Origin of the sequence: Bradyrhizobium murdochi, from assembly GCF_000472965.1 — a bacterium.
GTDB classification, from domain to species: domain Bacteria; phylum Pseudomonadota; class Alphaproteobacteria; order Rhizobiales; family Xanthobacteraceae; genus Bradyrhizobium; species Bradyrhizobium murdochi.
This window is the reverse complement of sequence record NZ_AXAU01000018.1, coordinates 119,593-140,282: the sequence shown is the minus strand read 5'-3', so window position 1 is coordinate 140,282 and position 20,690 is coordinate 119,593. Positions and strand designations below refer to the sequence as shown.

The following is a 20,690-nucleotide window of genomic DNA, read 5'->3' as shown; positions in this document are numbered from 1 at the left end:
CGGTTTTTGATCAGCCTTGATCATGATCCGCGCTTGGCACCATAGGATCAAACCAAACCCCAGCGGCGCTCTGCGCATCGAGCTTGGGAACCAGCTAATGAGAACGGAAATGAGCAAAACTAACGGCGAGCGCGAGAGCTTGTTTTCGAAGCAGACGATCGAAACCGTTATGCATCGATGTCTCGAAGCGGTTATGGATCGGTATCCCCGGCTGACCGCAGATGGCTTCATGAATCTGAAAGATGCGACCTTCGCAGACCGCCGAGAGGACCTGAAGGGCCAAGCCGACGGGTTCTGGGCGGCGCACGCGTGGTTATCGCAATTTGATCGGATGAAATCACTGTCCGTCGAAGGCGGTAGCAAAAGTTATGGACTTAAGGAGTACCCGGAGCGAAAATATCAGGTCTACATTTCGAATGGCGCTTTCATCGCTGCAGCCCTGAACCTTGGATTCCCGATCCAAGAGAAAGGCCTAAATGCGTTCATCGGCATAAAACGTACTCCCAAATTCCGATCGGCTTTGCTCCACGGGTAGATGTAACTACGAAACTACTAGGATCGCTGTCATTGTCCGCCGATCTTGAGATGATGTTGCGGCGCGCTTTCGGCGCTTGCCCGCGACGGGTTCTTCCTGGCCCACTCCCCCGTACGGCCCAAGCGCGCCGCATACTTCCGCTAGCGAAAATTGCAAAATCTGACCGAACTTACCGAACACACCGAACGCGTGTTCGGGAGCGGGCAGTAAATTTGCCAGCCCTTCAACAGTGACCGGACCAAAAGCGGGCGCAGAGGCGATGGCAGCTTTTGACCGGTTCTGTTGAAAAAGTCCTCTCCAGGGTTGAGACGAAATTTCTAAGACCCGCTGGTGCGCTTTGCGTTTTGGGACGCGGGGGGACCGCTTCGACTTGAGCGGATTCATTCAGCCGCCTTGCCACACACTCTGAGAGAGCATCGCCAGCCGAAGTCGGCCATAAGCTCGCTTTTGCGGAAGTTTTCCTGACGCGGCATTTTCGACTTTTTCAATACAATCGACCCAGAGGCGACCTTCGCCGGACGGATCAGAATGAAGGCTTTGCGGCCATGTCGGGCGTTAGAAGCCGCGCGACCGACGTCTGGAAGCAGACATGCCGGGATAGGCGCCAATGCTTATTCAGCGTGGAAAGCTGAAGTTGTGTCGCGAGACGATTTGGTCGGTCAGAGCTCATAACCGGACGGGCCTATAGCGCACGTTTTCACCCGCGCGAAAATGCAAACCGACATTACGTCAAACATCTGGGGTCGTGCTCACCGACGGCCAGGGATTCCCTTGCGATGGGTAATACCACTCGCGGTTGTCGTTGCCGAGAAGAACAAAGACATTCCAATCATTTGGTCCGATCTCGTCGAAGTCGAAGTGGGTCTGATATGCGAGCTGTGGAAGTACCCACTCGTAGAAGATACTTTCCCGTCCCTCGGTGCCATTCTGGTGGAGGTCAACGGCGATCCTGAAGGGCATGACGACGTATTCGTAGCGGCGCTCGGTCCGGCCAACGCGAGCGAGGACCAAGTAGCGGGAGCCAAGTACTCGCTTTCCCGTATCACTAGCCATTGGAACAAGGTCGACCGGACTCATATTGGGAACCTCATTAAGTTTCCAATTGAGGAGCCAAGGCACAGGCGCTCCATCTCTGAAGTCGAGATTCTCCTTCAATGGACTTACCAAGCGGAGAGCCGCGAACCGACCGAACGTCCGGAGCGCTGCGGTCGACTCCTCCAAGGATGCACCGAGCGAACGAAGGCGGTGGATCAACCGGTCAAGTCCCTCTTCTGTCGCGGCCATGCGCGTTCTGATACGCCAGATGCGCGCAGCCAGGCTCGCGTGCTCCGCGGCGGCCCACCGTTCCCGCTGAGTCAGGTCAGGAAGCTCCATGAAGTGCGGGTTTTGTGACATGAATGCCATGAAATTAGCATCCCGCTCTTCCAGCACTCGGATCATTTCCATCCAGGTGAGGTGATAGGCTATTGGACCACGCACGTTGGATGACAGCAGACCAGGGACGGCAGACTCATTGATGTCCGTCGCGGTCCGGAAGGTCAGCGAAGGGGCCCCGTCCGGCTCGGGAGCCTGAAGAGGCAAAGGGCGGCTCGCCTCCACGAAGGCGGCGAGGTGCTTGCGGACCGAGGGTGCCGCTAAGTGCTCCCTGTGTTGCGGTCGGGTGATATCGACGTGGTTAACGAGGATGTGAACGGGCTTATGGCCTGGGTACCCGAGCTCGACGCTCGCGGGCGGTACGATGAGCAGACCGGAAAGCGGCAGCTCCTCGGCAAACGAAACGACCGTTGGGCCGTTTTTGGCGAGGAATGCGTTGAACCAGTGATTTAGCCCGGCTAGATGAGCCTCCGAGCTGCTCATATTCTCAACCGGTTTCGAGATTCTGAGGAGCGCTTTCGCGATGCCGCCCAACGCTGACAGGTAGTTGGGGACGTAGGAGCCCTGGTGGGGCGTCGCGAGAAACACGATCAGCCGAGCGGCCCTGCCGAATTGCTTGTACCTTTCGACGCCATGCGTATCGGCGATATGCAGCATCTCCTTTACAAGGAGTCCGCCCATGCTGTGTGCAATTAGGGCAAGTGGCCGGTTACCCACGTCGGCGGCCCAAAGGCGCTCGAGCAAGCTTGTGGCACGTCGCTCGATTGGCATCGATGCGCCAAACCATTCGGATGCGTTCGCTTCGTATCCGAGCACCCAAACGGCAGCCTCGGGATGATCCTCGGTCACCCAGTCTGCCCAAGACACAGTCGCCGGATTGTCGCCGTGTCTCCAATTACCTTTGGCCCGTTCGCTTAACGTCTGATTGCCCGATGGGGTGATTTGCAGGCCGTGGACAAAGACGATGTCGCAATGCGTTCTTCCTCTCGCCTTGGTCAGCAGGTCCAGCGTGACATCCTCGCCCATTCTGTCACCTCTAGCGGAACTTTTCCGGCTCTTTGCGAGGATGATCTCAACAGGGACTGGCAAACGCAACACCCGCGTTGTTCCAACCGCGCTTGGGTGAGACCGCGCCGAAGTCGGCTTAGGGTCGCAACCGGCCGCGAGCGCGACGTCCGTTTACACGCATGGCTCGCCCCAAAAGCAGTCGGGCCGCTTTCGGCCAACTGCGGTCGTTCCAAATGGATGCTTAAGTGTCTGCTCCTGGGCCTCTGGCGGACGAAGGGCGTCAAGCGCAGTGCGTCTGCTCTTAGTTGCAAGCCGACTCCCGATCAACGCCTCGGCGGCAACGCACGTTCGAGCGCCGAGATCGCGGGTCCTTCTCGGGCCCCACCCCCTCACGGCCCAAGCGTGCCCCGAAAATCCTCCAGCCGCAGACGTCAGATTCTGGGTTGACACGGTTGACATGGTTGACACCCAACCTTGTCAGGTTGACAGGGCTGTCAGGTCAGAAATGCCCCGTTGCGGCTGGCGAACTTTCGGGGCGCGCTCGGGTCGTACAGGCCGGCATACTCAGAAGGACTCGAGCGCTTGATCCGTTGCCGCCGTCCGCCGTTCCCCTCAGCTACACATCAATTAAGCGGATAGCTGAACGACTTTCCGCAAAGCTTTCGGTAGAGCCAAGGGGACCGGATCAAACATTCCCCGGCGGTGCCAAACGAAGGCTGATCGACTGGTTCCAGGTAGCCAATGTAGCTTGGGACGAGAATTCCGCGCCGAACAGCTCTGCGCCGATCCGGTCGAGCCGGTCATACTCGCTGTCAGACGCATATGCTTCCGTGAGATGGAGCCCGCGCCCTCCGAGTGCCCGAGAGTAAACTCGAGCAATCCGATCCCGCTCCGCGGCGATATCCTGCCCCGGCCGGGCCTCCGCAAGTACGCGAAGGAGGAGTTCAAGAGTCGTCAAGGTCGGCTCGACCGCGATATCAAGCGAAGCTACCGAAATATCCGGCACAGGTCGCGCCACCATTTCAACGTAACCTCCTGCCCCGTCAACTGCGACCCACCGTCCTTTCAGCAATGCACGCGCATCTGCGATTCCGCTGATCAGCGGCACACCCACCTCGCGGCATAGAATTGCAACATGGCTGAGCGGCGATACATCTTGCTCAACGATCACGCCGTCATAGCCGAAGACGAGATCGTAGGAGTCTGCTCCGATTCGATCTATGACAGCGATGCGCTTTCTGGCCTTTCCTGTTGGAAGTGGACCGTCAATGGCAAATCCTATCACATTTCCACCCGCGCAGGGCCGCCCAAAAATGCGGTTCTGGCCCGCACCTCGCTGGACATCCAGATCCCGCGCTGGCGTTTTTCCTGTCAATGGACGGCACTGCAGGAGCAAAGGACTGCCCTGCGTCGGTATAGCGAATTCGATGTCGACCTCCGAGTGGAGCCGCTCTTCCAGCTTTGTGGACCAACGCCGCAAAATCTCCAGCGCATCGTCGACTCCGTCGGCTGCCTCGGCGCCGGACCAGCACCCGGCTTCGTAGCGCGCCTGGAGAGTTGCAGACTTGCCACCTACCAGCGCATCCGGGGCTACGTCCGTAAGCTCGGCACGCGGTAGCGGTACGCCGGTTATCGGATCCGCGCTGACGTATAGACCGTACCAAGTGGCTGCAATCTGGCGCTGGATCAGGATCGCAATCGAGAAATCGACCGGCTCCGCTCGCATCCGGAGCAGGTAGTCGATGGCAACCGGCGAAAACACAGATCTCCAACAGTCCACTATTGCCTTGGCAAGGGACCGGGGGGAAGTAAGATCCAGAGAACTGGCGAAGACGCCGGGAAATGCTGCAACGCGCCCGTCCTCCATCGCAGCTGACGATCGGCAGACGAGTCGCGGGGTATCAAGACGATCGTGGGCCGCTGCAGCGTCGATACGGGCGAACTCTTCTAAGACGTCGCCGGCAAGCGCTCCGCGAATTGCGCCGGCGAGCTGGCGAGTGTGCTGTGGATCCAGCCGCAAAGCGTTTTCCTCTAAATAGCGGACTTGGCTAGCGACTTTCGCCGCCTGCATCGCCGCCCAGAACAAATCCGCTGGCAGCACCCAGCCACCAGCGGTTTGAAGTCCCTCTTTTTGAGCCCATCCAAGCAAAGCCGCCTTGTGTCCGACCCGCCGGATCGGTTCGTCAGCGCAATCCTCAAGACGAACAAGGTGGTTTAGCTCGGTCATTGCGTGCCTTTACGCTGGGTTCTGCGCAGTCTGTCAATTGGATCGTCGGACCGGTCCGCCTCCGTTAGCGCGGCGGCGAGATCGGACAACCGAATGTGCGCAATCTCCAGGCCAGCTCGCCGGGCTGCATCCCGCAGGTCGCGTAGCAACCGCATTTTGCCCTGCCTGTTCTGGTCTTCGTGCTGCCCTACAGCCCGTAAGAGCAGCACAAGCGAGACAAGCCAAGCAGTGTCCTCGCCTGCGGTCGCCGCCTTAAGTTTCTCAGCGAAAATCTGGCGTGCATGAGCCTTGCGAGCCTGATCAAGGGCAAGCGCCGACCGAACATGTCGCTGCGCCGACTCTAGTGCCGCTTGCCCTCCGCCAAGCCCCGCGAGCCTCCGATCAATCGCCTCAAAACTCTCATGGAGTTCGAAATCGACATCCTCAGCCAAAAGGTAGCCAAAGTCGCGCTGGTAAGCCCGCAGTCGGCGGTGGTAAGTCTCGGCAGGAGCACGCAGCCTGAGTAAGGCAAGGGACAGTTCCCTCCGATGGAGCTTCAACCACATCGAGGGCAGATCAGGTGAGAGCAACGCGTTGAGCAGGCCCTCCTCCGAAAACCAGCTCGCCAGGCGCGTTCGAATGTCCGCGGGAAGGCAAAATTTCAGAGACCCTAGCGCTTGGTCAACTGACGAAGCGTCCAGATATTCAAGCAGGTTGGCATGGGTCGGTAGTCGTGATCCGCTTAACTGACGCGCGAATTTCGCTGCAGCAGCGTCGAGCCTCTGGCGGGCAGCGATCATCCGCCGCAGATATCCCAGCCCGCCATCCGGCCCTTCCTGCAGCCGCGCGCGGACTCGAGCGTTTGTCATCAAAAGGGCTGCAGCGTCGACGAGCAGTTCGGTGCCGTCTGAAGTGACATTCGCTGGGATAAGTTCGGGTCCGGCATCAAGCGCTTGCGCAGTCTTGCGCAGCCGCATCTGCAGCATCTCTCTAGTTACCCCGCTAAGATAATTGGAAAGATCGAAGCGCAGGATTTCTCCCTCAATCGTCACGGGAGAAAGGTGGAGAGTTAGATAGCGGTCGAGGGGGCAGCCTTCTACCGCAGTCACAGGACCCGCCGGCTTCAGTCTACTCATGACAACGTATTTGATTGGGATCGCAATAGGGTAGTGCAGCTCGATAAAGGTAGCGTCTCCAGTTCTTGCGCGTAGAGATCCATCGCGGCTCCTGCGTCTAAACCCGCGGCCCGTTGACGCCAGACATGGTTTTCCGTCAGGGTGCAGGGCAAAACCCGGCCTAGAGCATCGATGTAAAGGACGGAGCGGCCTGCGCCGCATACCTCGCCACCGCAACCGCGAAACTGCGTGGTTCTGATTACCAACCGCCCGGCGTAGCGGGTGCGGGCCGCATCGATTCGCTCGAATAGCTGTGAGTGGTGGTCTCTCTCAATCCGGAAGTCGCGGCAGTCCTCGCGGAACCGTCCAGGTGATGACGGATCTTTGAAGACGTTTATAATGCTAATTCCCGGAATTCCGCGCGCGGCAACCCACTCGAGGATCTCTTCTATCTCGTCATAGTTTTCGATGCTGACGGCTGTGATGACGTTGATCTGCGCGGGCGGGAGCCGATCAATTGTGTGGCAGAGCTTGGTCCAAGCGCCCGCGCGGCCGAAAATCCTATCGGCCTTCTCCGGCCGGACGGAAAGAATGCTCAGTGAGACTTCGAGGCTTCGATCGGTCTCGATCATCCGAAACACGGTCTCGTTTGTCACGGTACCATTTGTCAGCAGCTTGACGAGCACGCCACCGTCGAGCAGGCGCTGCATCACTTGGTCGATTCCCTTGAAAACCAAAGGCTCGCCTCCTGAGACGAGCACCTTGGATACTCGGCGCGCGACGAGTGAGTCCGCGATCCGAAGGGCCTGATCTAGCGAAACTTGGCTGCGTTTCATCTCGACCAGGCAGAAATCACACCGCAAGTTACAGGAACTAGTAATTTCCCAGAGGACACGAACCCCAGAACTCGTGATCGAGCGGTAACAGCATATCTGATCCTCGGTTCGAAGGATCGAAGTAGCCCGTTCCATCAGAGGCCCTCGTTTTCGCAACTGTCAGTTGTGTCATCGAAGCGAGCTCAGTACTATAAGTGACAAGATACCGGGGCGCAATGATCGAGCTGCGGGGTCGTGGAGAAGGGCATGGGCAGCAAGTTGGCACTACTCGGCGGCGTGCCCGTCGTGACTGAACCGACGAATTTCGAATGGCCGCCGATCACCCCACAGGATGTCAGCGTCGTCACCAAGTTACTGGTGCGCGGCGAGATCTCGTACTACGGGCGCGAGGGCGAGGTTGCTGCCTTGGAAGCAGAATTCTCTAGCCGAATCGGTGTACCCTTTGCGCTCACCTGCAGCTCGGGCACGGCAGCGCTTCATTCGGCCTTCTTCGGCCTCGGACTGGAGACCGGCGACGAGGTGATCTGTCCTACATTCACGTTCCTATCCACAGTGATGCCGCTATTTGTCGTCAACGCGCTTCCCGTTCTAGTCGATTGCGAGCCGGATACCGGAAACATCGATCCCAGCAACATCGAGGCGGCGATCACCCCGCGGACCAAAGCTATCGTAGTTGTCCACCTCAATGGCCATGTGTGTGATATGGGCCCGATCATCGATATCGCTCGCAGACGAGACCTAAAGGTCGTAGAAGACTGCAGTCACGCTCACGGCGCAACCTGGAATGGCGCCGAGGTTGGCGGTCTTGGTGATGTCTCAATATTTAGCCTCCAGGGCAGCAAACTGGTGGCGGCTGGGCAGGGGGGGATACTTCTGACGTCCGACCGCGAAATCTTCGAGCGAGCGGTCCTGCTGGGCCATTTCCGGATGCGGGCCTTCGAGGATGTGACGAGCGACTCTTACCGGCCGTTTGCCGCAACGGGTTATGGCCTGAACTATCGAATGCACCCCCTCGCGGCGGCCCTTGCGCGCCGTCAATTCGAGGAACTCGACAAGTACATCGAAGGTCGCAACGCAAACCTCGGCGACCTTACGAAAGGGCTTGCCGGGATCCCTGGCGTATCGCCTCCTGCCCACAAGGCGTTCGCGACACGTCATTCCTACTACAATTACAAACCGCTCTACGATGAGGAGCCACTTGACGGGCTTGACCGGAAGCTCTTCATCAAAGCGCTACGCGCGGAGGGGGCTCCTGTCGAAGAATCGACGTCTCTACCGCTTCATCTCGAGACCCTGTTTCAGGTGAAAGATGACGGCAGTCGAACTTATGGACGGATTTCAGGTCGACGCGTCTATGCGCCCGGAACATTTCCCAACTCGGAAATCTATGCAAGACGCGCCATGCGCATTCCGCCTTACACGGAACCGCGACCGCGCTTAATCAGTCAGATCGTCGAGGCATTCGAAAAGGTTTCGCGTGGCCGAGGCGAGCTACTTGATCACATCCGCCGCAACAGCGCATAAGGAACGATCTCAATGGCCGCTTGTCCCGAACTGGAAGGGTAAGCTTGCAAGATGTGCCGAGCATGACGATTCCGGCGCGCCAGAAATCGCCTGTCGGTAGAACGCGATTGCATTCCTCACGCGCATTCTCGAGGCGGTATTACGCCAATCGCGGTTGTCGGTGATCGTGCACGGTAGCACTAAGCCCATCGAATCGACGTAGAAGATCGAGCGCCCGGCGAGGCATTCGTCGTGGTTGTTCACGGCGAACTGCGTGGTGCGTATTGCTAGGCGTCCGCGGTATTGCGAGCGCTTGCGCCCGATTAAGTCAAACAACATACGGCGCTCATCTTGGCCGATCCGTAAGTCACGGCAGTCGTCGCGGAAGCGGCCGGGACTCGTCGGATCCTTGAAGATATCCGTCAAGCTGATGCAGGGCACACCAGCATCAGCTACCCAGTCAATAACCTCTCCGACTCGCCCTACATTGAGCTGGCTCACCGCGCAGATTGCGTTTAGCCGGGCTTTTGGAAGCGCTTCAATCGTGCCTGCGATCTTGGCCAGCGCGCCCTTAGACACGAATATTCTGTCGGCTTCGTCGGCGTCTACGGTAGGAATGCTGAGCGAGACCTCGATTGAGTTGGACTGGCGGATAAGCCGGAATACCGCAGGATGTTCAACCGTGCCATTTGTGAGAAGCTTTACAAGGATATCATGCGCGACCAAATGGCGAATGACGTTTTCAATCCCCGGATAGAGGAGTGGTTCGCCGCCGGAGAGCAGAACCTTATCGACTCGCACGGCTATCAAGTCGTCCGCAATTTCAAGCGCGCGAGCCAATGGAAGATGGCGGCGCTTAATCTCGACGAGACAAAAATCGCACTTCAGATTACACGCACTCGTCAGTTCCCAGAGAACCCTTGTTCCCTGGCTTTCGACAGCGCGATAAACGCAGAACTGGTCCTCGTTGCGAACGATGGATGTGGTTGCCATCTCTGCTCACTTTCTTTTCTCCTGGCCACTACGCATCGCAAGATCAGGCTCAGGGAACGCCGATCGATCGACCCCGCTCCTCCGATTCCTGCAGTACGATGGGCAGAATGCGCTCGAAGTCCGCCTCCGCACCCGAACGAAATATCGCACGATAGTGCGACTGGATTGGATGTCCTTGCGTTCGAAACCTGGACATGGTGGCGCCGGGCAGTGTGGGCGAATTCAATTGGCCAATCGCCAACCGCGCCGCAAATTTCGCGACATACTGCGCCTCGGTGTTGCGCCCCACTAACACTAAGTCCTCAGCGTCGGCCAAAGTTCGCGAAACATAGCTTGCTTCCGCGAAGGCAGGCGCGTAGCCCATGCGCAAAAGCGCCTCATGGGAAGGGAAGCCGCATTCTTGATGTACAGTTTCAACCAAGGTTCTGACGGCCGCGGTCGCTGCGCGCGCAGAGGCCTCCGCATCGGACTCAATGCGATATGCGCTAATCATCGCATCGACAAGGCGCTCCTGTCCGGCATGAAGCAGATCGGCGAGCACCCACTTAGCCTTCTGATAGCGCCGCGGTTGGGCGAGCAGTGCGAGCATGGATAGATTGTCGAGACAGCCGCGAAGAGCGTCTTCGCACCACGACAGGTCGTTCCGCTCCGCGCCGATGCGTGCCAGGACGGAATAGACGTCCCGTAATGTCGCCTCGACCTCAGCCGGCCGGGGCCGCAAAGCTAGCGCGCGGCGCGACAATTGTGTAGCAAATCCGGTCGGATCGTACACAGGGACGCCGCATCCGATACGCGCTGCCTCCCTGAGCTCCCATATCCAGCCGTCGCTACCAGTCTTCGCAAAGGCTTCCGCTGACGTAATCCGTTCAACATCAACGCGTACGTTCGAGACGATTTGGGTCTCGAAACTCGTGCTGTGGTTACTTGAAGGTGTGATGAGAATAAGGTCGAGGTCGGCGGTCGCGGAGCATCGCTCGAATGCGGTCGAGCCAACCACGATGGCAGCCACCACCTTGTCTTTTCGGCTGGATTGATCGGCCACCTGTCGAGCGATCTGTAATCGCTCTGTTAGGAGCGATGGCGGCGTCAAAAATTCCGGCAGCCTGGTAGCTAATGCCGCTGCTGAGAAAGGAGGCGGATCAGTCGGTGCCATGACCCACTCAAGCCTCCGATTTCTGGGCTAGCCGCCGTCTTGCTTGTCGGCTCCCTCTTCCTTGATTGCCTTGTCGATCCGCTGCATCGTCTTGGAGTCAACGCTCAGAATGGGATTAATGGCTGTCTGCTTGGCAAACTTCGACAGCTGACGCAGCGACAACTTCACGGGACGCGGGCGGATGGTTGCTCTGAGCTCATAGCCACTCGCGAGAGTAACCGGATCATCCGGTAATTTGAGAGACGGATCAGGATTGCCCTGTTTCGCCAATGCCGACTTGAAGGCCATTTCGGCCCGAAGCATGTCTGTTCCGGACAGTCCAAGGTTCATCGTTCTATTCATTACTTCAAGCGCGTGGAATATTTCACCCATGACAAATCTCCAAGGGTCGCCGAGCAATTTAAGAAACAACCTAGAATAGCTAAACCGCACCCAGACCGCAAGCCATAATCGCTGGTCCGCCCCTTGATCATTACAATTGCTCAGACCCTCCATGGAGGAGCTCGGCGCCGGATGCTCCTCAACTCTAGCTTGTCTCCATCTCGGTTGATACAGTCTCATGCAATTCGTTGGAATATGCTCTACAAAGTCTGGAGAACTTGCCATGACATCGCAGGGCGGCAGGAGCGCGCCGACACCACGTCACGCCCCTTACAATGAGTTCGATCATTATCTTGGAAGCTCAGCACCGACGAATGAGTTCGGAACACATCCGGAGACCGCACCGGCCCTTAAGAACATCGGCTGGACCCTCGGGAACGACTGCCCTTACCGCTGCACGCACTGCTACAGCATGAACGCTCGCCGCAAGGGCAGCGACATGTCGGTCGGAATGATCGACAGGATCGTAAATCAGCTAGCGATCAACGGCATCGAAACAGTGAACCTCGGCGGCAACGAGCCACTCTTCACGAATGGGCTCGATCCCAAAAAATCCCACTTGCCCTACATTGTCGAGACGCTTCACAGACGGGGAATCGAAGTTGGCCTAACGACCAGCGGCATTACTCTGCTTTATCTGTTTAGGCACCATCGGCCGACATTCGATCTACTTAACGATGTCGACGTTTCGTTCGACTCCCCGTTCGAGGCTGAGCACAACAAGAATAGGGGCGCCAATATCTATCACCAAGCAATCGAATGTCTCAGAATATGCCAGGAGCACGGTAAGCCGCACACATGCATCATGTGCGCGATGTCTTGGAATTTTTCACCGGCTCATATTGATGCGCTGGTGGCGCTTGCCAGGAGATTCGATGCGAACGTGCGTATCAACCCGATGAAGCCGGTCAGGGCGGAACACCTATCGGTCGCGTTGCCGGCCAGACTTTATTACGACGGCTTCTCTCACCTTATGCGGCTTTGCGATGCTGTCGACCTGGGTGAGCCGCCTATCGCAACAGTGACAGGCTACAGGGGCGCGCGACGTTGTCCATGCGGACGGACGTCATTCCGGATCCATTCGATTACGCCGAACGGCGAGGTGCCGGTCAGTCCATGCGTGTACCTTCATGACTACAAGTCGACGCTTGATCTTCTACGGCATGATCTTGTCGATATCATTCAAAGTCCACAGTTTCGCGTCTTCCGCCAGCGCAACGCCAATCCCGACTATGTTCGCGGCTGCGCCGGATGCGTTCACTCCGCATCCTGCGGCGGCGGCTGCTCGGCGCGCTCGTACTTGCATCAGTTGCACCACACCGGAGAAAAAACGATGCTAGCGGCAGACCCTTATTGCCCGGCGAAGGAGTATGGCGGCCAATTCTTTCCCCGGGATCCCCGATTGATCTCAGACCAGCGACTGGTCCATATGGACTACCTCTGCACATGGATCGGACGCCCTAAGAATGAGGACGGCCCGCCGGACTCTGTGTTGGGAGATTTCAGGATCTGACCGAGGTTATTGATGCAGTCGAAAAGCCCTGCCGTTAATAAACTCCTTACCGCCACAAGCAGTATTCCTGTCTGGCCAGGCCGGTACCATGACCTTACGCTCGCCGAAGCCGCTGTCTTGTCGACAGAGCCAATGCAGCGGCTGCGCCGCTTGAGACAGATTGGACTAGCCTATCACGAATTGCCGCTCAGCGAGCATACGCGCTTCTCCCACAGTCTCGGCACCTCCTATTGGGCAATGCGAATGATGGACGGCGTGGCATTGCACGACGACGCCGTACTGAACAAGATGGAGACGCGGCTCGGCCCTGATTTTTCGCTCCGATTGCTGATCAGGCTGTTCGCTCTAGTGCACGACATCGCATTGCTTCCGCTTGGCCACACGATGCGGTTCCAGCTCAACCTGTTCGAAGAACACTCATTCTTTGATCAGTCCATGCGCAATTGTCTGGTTCGTGTCGTTGACCAGTGCTCTCATCGTTTGGCCGCTGCCGCGAGCGACGCGGCGGAACGTCAAGCACTGGTCGCGGCTATTGAGGCGCATTTTGAATTGGTTGCCGCGGTCACGCGAGCCCCCAGGCTCGTGGAAGGCGCTGCGCCCACAGCGCTAACGCCGGAACATTCAACGGACAGCATCGTTGCGAACATTCCTATCCTGACATTTATCTACGACCTTGTTCACGGAGTGTACTCGGCCGACCTTATCGACATCTGCGTGAGGGACATGTTCGTCGCGGGCCGGACGTGGGAGATGCCAGTAGCCCTCTTGTCGGCCGGTCGCGCGCTCTGCTGCAAACCCGATGATACCTCTTGGCCGCCCAAAGCAAGAGCGAACGGCCACGGCTTGCGCGAGATCTTCCGCTACGGCGTGAACGCGACGAAAGAGGGTTCAGCGGAAACCGCGATCCTGACCGATTTGCTGCATGTACACCAAACGCGATTCGACCTGGCGGAGAAGGCCTTCTATTCACGCAGGAAGTGCGTTGCGGATGCAATGCTGGACAAATGCATTCGAAGATTGCGAGACTCGAATGTGGTCGGTCTAAGGAAGTTGCTCGACCCGCCGACACTTCTCAGAATGGGAGATGACGCTCTGATCGACGGTCTCATTGAGCTTGAGAAAAATTTGGAGAGCAACCATAGATCTCTCGCTGCAGACATCCGGGACGGCGCGCTGTTTGAAGAGATTCTGACGGTGGACGCGACCCGCCACCCTGGGTTCAACGAGATGTTCGGACACCTGCAATCGCCATCGGAGCGGACCGCGTTGGAGGCGCGTGTCGCGGAGCTACTTGTCGGTCTGAATGCGGAGGATGTCGTCGTCGGCATCCTTCCGGCACAGATGCAGAGCAAGACTCCGGACACGCTGGTGAAATGGCATGACGAGCGGGTCCTGCCATTTCATGACCTCGCCTCGGAGATCAATTTTCCGGTGGCGGCGACCTCACTCGCCGATCAGTATCAGCGGCTTAGGCGCGTCGTTATCAGCGTGTCAACAAATCAGGCAAAATCCCACCGGGTGGTCGAAGCGTCCCGGATTGCGCTTTCCCAGCGTCATGATCTTTTCGATCGGGCGCATTGACTGTGAGGTATAGCTAGGCGCGCATGAACTGCGCAAATACAATTGAAACTGCTCCAAGCTATATCCGCTAGCCGCCTTCGGCAACTCTTGTCCCAAGTTGTTGTTCCACCAGCATAACGATGTCGCTCCAATGCAGTGAAGTCACGAAGGCTGAGGCCGCGCGCCGAGATTGTTGTGAGAGCTCCGCATACATGTCCCGGTCTTTCGAAAGCGTTGTGAGTATATCTATCCAGTTGCCGGCGCTCTGAATTGGCAAACGCAGGCGACGAGTTCTCCAATGGGCGTCGGCTTCGATCTCAACGGGTGACACCGGAATCATGAAGTCGACGCCGAGCTTTGCTTCTTGCAAACCTCCGTGTGCAGAAGCGATCACCACAATCCCTCTCAGCATTGCTTCTATGACAACATGACCAAGCGCCTCATAGCAAAGTGATGGGACTAGCAGGATCTTGGTCGGCAAGTAGATCGAGTCCACTTCTCTGGAAAAAGGCAGCATCGTGACATTTCCTGCATCGTGCAGGATTTTAAGATCAGATTGGGTGGTGCCCCACCCAGGAACCGCCGCGAAGCGCATATCACGCAAGTTGGCTACCAAATCAGCAAATATCGTTAGTCCTTTTAATACCGACGCATTTATCAAGGTTATGGCATGTGCCGATGGTCTTGTGGCGTAGTCTAGTTCCGGCAATTCGTAGACTGGAAAGTATACGTGCCGCACCTCGCGACCCGTAACTGAGCTGATGACGTCGGCCACAAAACGGCTGGGGGCAATCACCAGTCGAATGTTTAAGAGCGCTTCGACAATCGAATGATTTGGGGAAATGGAATAGGGTCCAATAGGTAATAGATGGACCGTCTTAGGGCAATAGATTAGCCGCTCCGGAGCGGCGCGCGCTAACTCGCTTAGTAGCGACGCGCAGTGGGGATGCTGGCCGTCAGTGATAACCAGGGCATCTGGCTGCCACGCATCCAAGAGATGCCATAGTTGACGTACCGTGTTCCCGCCTTCAACCGAGATACCCCGATAATCAATGCCGCTAAGCCGAAAGCAAATGTTGTCATCTACAAGTACCTGCCGCCAATCGGTCAGCTCCGGAGCCGTGTGTAGGGATGCTAGCTGTTGGGCAAGCGGCCATTCAGCCGCGCCCGCAGATGATGACGCTACAAAAATAGCCACTTGGCAATCATGCCCGGCGCGCGCGAATGCCTGTACCATGCCGCGCATCTCGCGCGCGCCTCCATGGCGGATCGGAAAGAGGGAGTCAAATGCGACGAAACAGATCTTCACGGGATAACGCACGCTAGTATAAGTTTGCATGAAGGGTGTCGCCGTCGCGTGGCAACGGCGTAGCCCGCGAAGGTTTTGAAGCAATCAGCTAATGGGCACAAGGATAGCAATCGTAGTCTACCCCTTCTTTGACGTACGCCGGCCTGCGCTTGGACCTACGTCCTTAAAGCGAGTAGTTTACGATGCAACCGGTGTCGATGTCGACCTGCATTATCTCAACATCGCGTTCCGCGACAAAATCGGCGACAAACTCTACGATTGGATCCTCGACCTACCCACTACTTTGCTCGCTGGCGATTGGGTCTTTTCGGAAGCCTTGTTTGGAGCGAATCCACAAGCCGACGGCGCTTACAAGGATTTGGTCACGAGTTCCGCCTTCATGACTAGAGGTGGTGAAAGTGACCCGTTTGCGCGACTGTTGGAGGCTCGCTCTCAAGTGTCCGCCTTCAACGATTGGGCCTTGAAAGCAATCGATTGGGATAGCTACGTGTTGATCGGCTTCTCTTCAACCTTCCAGCAGCACGTAGGCTCACTTTCTTTCGCAAAGCTGTTGAAGGCTTCCAAGACAAATATCCCCAATGTGTTTGGCGGAGCCAACTGCGAAGGCGAGATGGGAGAAGGTACGCTTTCTGCCTTTCCTTTCGTGGACTATGTGTGTAGCGGCGAGGGAGAGATCGTCCTCGTCGACTTGGTGGCCAAGCTCATGCGAGACGCTTCTTTGCCCCGCCGCCGGCTCATGAGGTCAACCACTCTGCAGCGGCTTGATGATCTGCCCCAACCGCGATTCGAGGACTACTTCGAGCAGCTGGATCGATCGCGCTTTGGGCGGCCAAGAGGGGTATTCGTGCCTTTTGAAACATCGCGCGGATGTTGGTGGGGCCAAAAGACTCATTGCACGTTCTGTGGGCTGAATGGCGAAACGATGCGATTTCGGCAGAAGACGCCAGGTCGGGCCGCTTCCGAGATTAGAGAGCTTTGGAGCCGTTATGGCGGCACGCATGTGGTCCTATCAGCCACCGACAACATCATGCCGGCAGGTTATGTTAAAACCGTCTTGCCGAAAATCGAGGATCTCGGTGCAAACTTGTTCTACGAAGTTAAGGCCAATCTCGATCAGCACGACTTACGGCAGCTTCAACGCGCCGGGATTCGCGCCATACAACCTGGCATTGAACAATTGTCAACGCGTCTTCTGCGGCTATTGCGCAAAGGTACCACAGCATTGAAGAATTTAGCGCTGCTCCGGGATTGCGTTCAATTCCGGGTCCGGCCGCTTTGGAACTTCCTTGTCGATATTCCAGCAGAAAGCGAGTCCGACTATGAGCCTCTGTTGGAGCTACTGCCTTCCATCTTCCATTTGCCACCGCCCGGCTGGGGTAAGGTGACGCCTATTAGATTTGACAGATTTAGCCCGTATTTGGAGCGCAGCGCCGAATACGGTTTAGGTGAAATGAAGCCAGTTGCAGCGTACGCCCCAATTTACCACGCACTTGACGAACGCTCGGCGAAGAGGATCGCCTACTATTTCGCTGAAACCGCTCCGGTGTTCTGGCGAGACCAACCCGTGAGGCAACGGGTTTGCGAACTAATTGCAAAGTGGCATGATGTTCATGGTGTCTCAGCATTGATCGAAATTGGGACAGACCACAGTCTCCTGATCATCGATCTTAGAGCGGGTTCGTCAGAGCAGGTTTTTCGCTTGCCACATCCTTGGGATACCCTGTTTTTATCGCTGAGAGAGCCTACTTCACGAGCCCGGATGATCGAGAGGGCATCAATGTACTTCGCACTGACTCCACAGGAGATCGACTTATTCTTAGATAGCCTTGCGAGGTACAAGCTGGTCGGAATTGAGGACGATTACTTGGTATCGTTATCGGTGGGAATTGAGGACGGATACGAGTTTCCGCAGGGTGTTAGGCAGCGCGCCAAGGATATTGTGGAACTCACCGCGGCACACGAAAGCTGGACCGTGATCTCAGGTAGCCAGCTTAACTCTATCGAGGGCAGAGAGAAATCATCTAGCAAGTTTAGCGCGCTGTAGTATTCTTCGGTCTATCGGCCCAACATTTGGCAGATGGCAATGTCCAAAAATGATGAGACTGACGACGCGCCGGATTCCAATCGGCGACTTTTGCTAGGCGCCGTTGCCTTTACGGCAACAGTCGCTCCTCTGAGCATTGCTGCCCCGGCCATCGCGGCGGATTTAATTCGGCCTAGCCAAGCGCGCATAGTGATCAGGAATCTCGCGTCTGAGTCTATTAAGGACCTTGCCCAGGCGAGTAGAATTCTTCGGAAGATCGGCAGCCAGGTTAGAATACTAAACCAGTCTGCAAGCGAGAGACTGATCGGAGAGAACGAAGCGATCGTCAATCTCAGTTACGTCCTGGGCGTCCGGGGCTGAAAGCGCCGCTCGCCTTTACCTTCGTCGTCGAGCATGTAACGCCGTGCCTTGTCCTGCATGGCTAGAGCCGATGCCCGGAAAGTAACAGCTGCATTGCTTATTGAAACACCAGCAGGGTGGTCCATTCCATGAGCAATTGCCTGTTGAAGGCGATCCGACTGATACATCTCCCGCCAGTCGATCACCAAATTGGGCCAAGGGAGCATTTTTCCGAGCTCGAGCAAGCGCTTGTCCTGGGCGACGAGGATCGGTACGGCACCAGACAAGATACCTAGAACGATTCCGTGATAGCGTGCCGACACGACCGCGTGGGCACGGGTCAACACCGCAAATAGCTCCTTGAAACCCGCACTGCGGGGCATGTATTGAGCAGCGAGGCGACGCGCCACGCGCTCACAGACGTCGTCATCGATGCTCGCAAAGCTTACCAGGACAAGAACTTTTTCCCTAGCGAAGGGCCGCAATGCCTTTGCTAAGGCCACTTCGTAAGCTGCGGCATTCGCGAACCGGTATCCCGGGCAGACAACGATGAGGTCGCGGTTGGCACTTGCACGGACGCCATGATCCACAGTCCCTTTGACATCAGGCGCACTAAGATCAAGCGCCCATACCGGGTCTGTTCCTAGCCTTGCTACTATCCCTCTCGCTTGCAGCCTACGGTAGCTTAGCTCATCACGAGTGAAAATGAGTGCTTCCGTAGACGCCTCGCTCAATACGGCATAGTGCTCCCGAAGCAGAGCGCCTACACTGCAGCCGAACACGACAGCTCGCTTGTTCATATCCGCGGCGAGACGAAGCGCTTGAGCATAAAGTGCAAATGGCTTCGGAAAGAATGCGCAACCTTCCGAAATAGCAACCAGATCGGACGTCGATACCGCCGAGGTCAGAGCAGGAAGAAAAGTTTCGCCGAGCAAGACTTGCCGAGCTCCCGGCAGAAGGTATGCTGAGCGGGACATATCGAATGTGCAGAGCGTCATATGGGAAAAATCATTGGCTTTCCGCGTTTGCAGCATTTGCGCGACGATCACAGATCTCAGGTCCGCACCAGCATTGTTGAGTCCATTATAGCCGACGATTAGGACCTTCTGGCTCATTGAGTCTTGCTCCACGGTTCGAGCTTGGGATCACACTGTACTGCTTGATTGCAGTTAGGTAATCATAGCAAAGTATCATCTGCGCTCGATCAGCATACGACAACCGGCTGGTCGACGCGACAACACCGCGAGCAGATCAGCTAGAGTGGCTATCATGGAGTTTAAGGAAACATTCATTGAGGTTCTCCGGCAATCCGGAGCGCTGGCAAACGCCATCTCGGACGTGCACGACTTTCTCATAGTTCGTATGGAAGCCGAGAGGCTCGCGCTATCTCCTCCAACCGATTTGGAATTACAGGGAGAAGCCGATCGATTCCGTCGATCACGCGGGCTGTTGACGACGGAACAGTTCAACCGGTGGTTCAGCTCACAAATTGCTTTCACCTGGGCTGACTTTGAAAGCCTGATCTCATATGAGGTGTTGCGCCAAAAGGTAAAAGCTCGCGCAATTTTGAATGCAGAGACGGATGAGATCGCAACGTTTCGGCAGGCTCTTCAAGTCGTCTCGTTAACAACGATTGTCATAGGTGAGGAAGGCCTTTGCCGGGAATTGAAGTCGATGATTGAAGATGAAGACGAAGACATCCACTCGCTAGCCGAAAGATACTCACGCCACCCCATTTCGGCTCCGTTTGGTGGACGGATGGGACCGAGGCGCCTCCTGGAGCTTCCCACCGCCGTCTGGAGGCCTGTCACCGCAGGTAGCGTGGGGAGCCTTGTCGGTCCCATGCTTGTGGAGGAAGACTGGTGGATTTCAAGAATAGACGGAAAAGTGGAGGTGGAATTGGACGCGGCAGAGCAAGAAGTAGCCGATGAAGCATGGTTCCGCACTTGGCTCGACAAAAAGCGCTCTGCCCTATCGTTTTCTATTCAGGTCCAAGAGGACGGATGATCATGTACCCTACTACGACTGAGCCGCCCCGTGTGAGTAGCCTAGTCCGCTGTTCTGTCCACCGCGGCAAGGTTGGCTTTGTCCTTGACCTTTCATCGGACATTCCGGCGCACCAGTGGTGGATAGAACAAATCCGATGGGGCTGGGAGCAAGGAGTGTTCGATTTTCTGGACGAAACCATGCGCGAAGGGGACAGCTTCCTCGACATTGGCGCCTCAATCGGGCCCTATGCCGTGTTCGCCGCAATGAAAGTCGGTGTACGAGGACACGTCATCGCCGTCGAGCCGGATCCCGTCGCCCTCGCGTTCCTTCGCCATAATCTTCAGCTTAACGGCTGCAACCAAGTCGTGGTTCTCGCGGCGGCGCTGAGCGATCACGATGAACCGATCGGTATCAAGAAGAGCAATGTGTGGGGAGATTCAAGCACTAGAGTTGCATTCCCAGATGAAATTCCAGATCATATCGTTCCGGGTTTCACCTTTAAATCCATTTACAGACATCTCAACTTCATTCCGACTTTCACCAAGATAGATATCGAAGGTGGAGAACGGCTCCTTTTAGATCCTGACACTCTGTCTATGGCGCTTTCGACAGAGGCTCTGATACTCGAGGTGCATGCGCATGCTCTGGGCGACGCTGCCGCGCGTTTAACGCAGCTCCTGAGAACTGCGTGCCTCAAGACCAATATGGATGTCCGAGAAATCGATCGCCGAACTGAGGATAACTATCACCTTGTGGCACACCGACGGACAGGGCGTGCATGAGAGCGCCGGCAACGGGTTGGTTCATCAGATCCCGTCTGATAGGCGAGCTG

General features: G+C 56.8%; 16 protein-coding genes. 7 read left to right on the top strand and 9 right to left on the bottom strand.

The genetic code is table 11. The features are described 5' to 3' along the window. Positions 1-109 precede the first annotated feature (109 nt). On the top strand, positions 110-535 hold the full coding sequence (locus YUO_RS41935; protein WP_156908803.1) for a hypothetical protein: 426 nt from the start codon (positions 110-112) through the stop codon (positions 533-535). A 729-nt stretch (positions 536-1,264) separates the two neighbouring features. On the opposite strand, the gene YUO_RS0128100 is transcribed toward YUO_RS41935, so the two are convergent. From YUO_RS0128100 to YUO_RS0128085, 4 genes are all read right to left on the bottom strand, one after another. Next, complete coding sequence (locus YUO_RS0128100) at positions 1,265-2,935, bottom strand: esterase/lipase family protein (RefSeq protein ID WP_028350259.1); 1,671 nt, start codon at positions 2,933-2,935, stop codon at positions 1,265-1,267. 667 nt (positions 2,936-3,602) lie between these two features. Further along, positions 3,603-5,144 carry a PEP/pyruvate-binding domain-containing protein gene (locus tag YUO_RS0128095; protein ID WP_028350258.1) on the bottom strand — a complete coding sequence of 514 codons (1,542 nt, stop codon included), beginning with the start codon at positions 5,142-5,144 and terminating at the stop codon, positions 3,603-3,605. Then, entirely contained in the window at positions 5,141-6,232 is a 1,092-nt protein-coding gene (locus tag YUO_RS0128090; protein WP_156908802.1) for a hypothetical protein, read from the bottom strand. The genes YUO_RS0128095 and YUO_RS0128090 overlap by 4 nt, the downstream gene beginning before the upstream one ends. Before the next feature lie 23 nt (positions 6,233-6,255). Beyond that, positions 6,256-7,209, bottom strand: coding sequence for a radical SAM protein (locus tag YUO_RS0128085; RefSeq protein WP_083754743.1), 954 nt, complete (start codon positions 7,207-7,209; stop codon positions 6,256-6,258). 111 nt (positions 7,210-7,320) lie between these two features. On the opposite strand from YUO_RS0128085, the gene YUO_RS0128080 reads away from it, so the two are divergent. Further along, positions 7,321-8,598, top strand: a complete 1,278-nt coding sequence (locus tag YUO_RS0128080; protein WP_035727803.1) for a DegT/DnrJ/EryC1/StrS family aminotransferase — start codon at positions 7,321-7,323, stop codon at positions 8,596-8,598. Positions 8,599-8,607: 9 nt separating this feature from the next. Here YUO_RS0128080 and YUO_RS0128075 read toward each other — a convergent pair whose 3' ends face one another. Genes YUO_RS0128075 through YUO_RS0128065 form a run of 3 tightly spaced genes read right to left on the bottom strand, consistent with a single transcriptional unit; the run spans position 8,608 to position 11,095 of the window. Continuing rightward, positions 8,608-9,570, bottom strand: coding sequence for a radical SAM protein (locus tag YUO_RS0128075; protein WP_028350254.1), 963 nt, complete (start codon positions 9,568-9,570; stop codon positions 8,608-8,610). A 49-nt stretch (positions 9,571-9,619) separates the two neighbouring features. After that, positions 9,620-10,723, bottom strand: a complete 1,104-nt coding sequence (locus YUO_RS0128070) for a hypothetical protein (RefSeq protein WP_156908801.1) — start codon at positions 10,721-10,723, stop codon at positions 9,620-9,622. Between the two features lie 27 nt (positions 10,724-10,750). Continuing rightward, positions 10,751-11,095: a hypothetical protein gene (locus YUO_RS0128065; RefSeq protein ID WP_028350252.1), complete on the bottom strand. Its 345-nt coding sequence runs from the start codon at positions 11,093-11,095 to the stop codon at positions 10,751-10,753. Positions 11,096-11,327: 232 nt separating this feature from the next. On the opposite strand from YUO_RS0128065, the gene YUO_RS41930 reads away from it, so the two are divergent. Together YUO_RS41930 and YUO_RS0128055 are read left to right on the top strand one after the other, a co-directional pair. Further along, on the top strand, positions 11,328-12,617 hold the full coding sequence (locus YUO_RS41930; protein WP_083754742.1) for a radical SAM protein: 1,290 nt from the start codon (positions 11,328-11,330) through the stop codon (positions 12,615-12,617). Positions 12,618-12,749: 132 nt separating this feature from the next. Then, positions 12,750-14,198, top strand: coding sequence for an HD domain-containing protein (locus tag YUO_RS0128055; protein ID WP_156908800.1), 1,449 nt, complete (start codon positions 12,750-12,752; stop codon positions 14,196-14,198). 67 nt (positions 14,199-14,265) lie between these two features. Here YUO_RS0128055 and YUO_RS0128050 read toward each other — a convergent pair whose 3' ends face one another. After that, positions 14,266-15,516: a glycosyltransferase gene (locus tag YUO_RS0128050; RefSeq protein WP_028350250.1), complete on the bottom strand. Its 1,251-nt coding sequence runs from the start codon at positions 15,514-15,516 to the stop codon at positions 14,266-14,268. Positions 15,517-15,577: 61 nt separating this feature from the next. Between YUO_RS0128050 and YUO_RS41925 the strand changes: the two genes are divergently transcribed. Continuing rightward, complete coding sequence (locus YUO_RS41925) at positions 15,578-17,530, top strand: RiPP maturation radical SAM C-methyltransferase (protein WP_035727801.1); 1,953 nt, start codon at positions 15,578-15,580, stop codon at positions 17,528-17,530. 335 nt (positions 17,531-17,865) lie between these two features. Here the strand turns inward: YUO_RS41925 and YUO_RS43980 are convergent, their stop codons facing one another. Beyond that, on the bottom strand, positions 17,866-18,984 hold the full coding sequence (locus YUO_RS43980; RefSeq protein ID WP_028350248.1) for a polysaccharide pyruvyl transferase family protein: 1,119 nt from the start codon (positions 18,982-18,984) through the stop codon (positions 17,866-17,868). A gap of 154 nt (positions 18,985-19,138) precedes the next feature. Between YUO_RS43980 and YUO_RS0128030 the strand changes: the two genes are divergently transcribed. After that, positions 19,139-19,876, top strand: coding sequence for a hypothetical protein (locus tag YUO_RS0128030; protein ID WP_156908799.1), 738 nt, complete (start codon positions 19,139-19,141; stop codon positions 19,874-19,876). 155 nt (positions 19,877-20,031) lie between these two features. Further along, positions 20,032-20,640: an FkbM family methyltransferase gene (locus YUO_RS0128025; RefSeq protein WP_198028109.1), complete on the top strand. Its 609-nt coding sequence runs from the start codon at positions 20,032-20,034 to the stop codon at positions 20,638-20,640. Positions 20,641-20,690: the final 50 nt, after the last annotated feature.

Coding starts and splice junctions, on each gene's coding strand:
- YUO_RS41935 (WP_156908803.1), top strand. CDS start 110: ATGAGCAAAACTAACGGCGAGCGCGAGAGCTTGTTTTCGAAGCAGACG.
- YUO_RS0128100 (WP_028350259.1), bottom strand. CDS start 2,935: ATGGGCGAGGATGTCACGCTGGACCTGCTGACCAAGGCGAGAGGAAGA.
- YUO_RS0128095 (WP_028350258.1), bottom strand. CDS start 5,144: ATGACCGAGCTAAACCACCTTGTTCGTCTTGAGGATTGCGCTGACGAA.
- YUO_RS0128085 (WP_083754743.1), bottom strand. CDS start 7,209: ATGGAACGGGCTACTTCGATCCTTCGAACCGAGGATCAGATATGCTGT.
- YUO_RS0128080 (WP_035727803.1), top strand. CDS start 7,321: ATGGGCAGCAAGTTGGCACTACTCGGCGGCGTGCCCGTCGTGACTGAA.
- YUO_RS0128075 (WP_028350254.1), bottom strand. CDS start 9,570: ATGGCAACCACATCCATCGTTCGCAACGAGGACCAGTTCTGCGTTTAT.
- YUO_RS0128070 (WP_156908801.1), bottom strand. CDS start 10,723: ATGGCACCGACTGATCCGCCTCCTTTCTCAGCAGCGGCATTAGCTACC.
- YUO_RS0128065 (WP_028350252.1), bottom strand. CDS start 11,095: ATGGGTGAAATATTCCACGCGCTTGAAGTAATGAATAGAACGATGAAC.
- YUO_RS41930 (WP_083754742.1), top strand. CDS start 11,328: ATGACATCGCAGGGCGGCAGGAGCGCGCCGACACCACGTCACGCCCCT.
- YUO_RS0128055 (WP_156908800.1), top strand. CDS start 12,750: ATGCAGCGGCTGCGCCGCTTGAGACAGATTGGACTAGCCTATCACGAA.
- YUO_RS0128050 (WP_028350250.1), bottom strand. CDS start 15,516: ATGCAAACTTATACTAGCGTGCGTTATCCCGTGAAGATCTGTTTCGTC.
- YUO_RS41925 (WP_035727801.1), top strand. CDS start 15,578: ATGGGCACAAGGATAGCAATCGTAGTCTACCCCTTCTTTGACGTACGC.
- YUO_RS43980 (WP_028350248.1), bottom strand. CDS start 18,984: ATGAGCCAGAAGGTCCTAATCGTCGGCTATAATGGACTCAACAATGCT.
- YUO_RS0128030 (WP_156908799.1), top strand. CDS start 19,139: ATGGAGTTTAAGGAAACATTCATTGAGGTTCTCCGGCAATCCGGAGCG.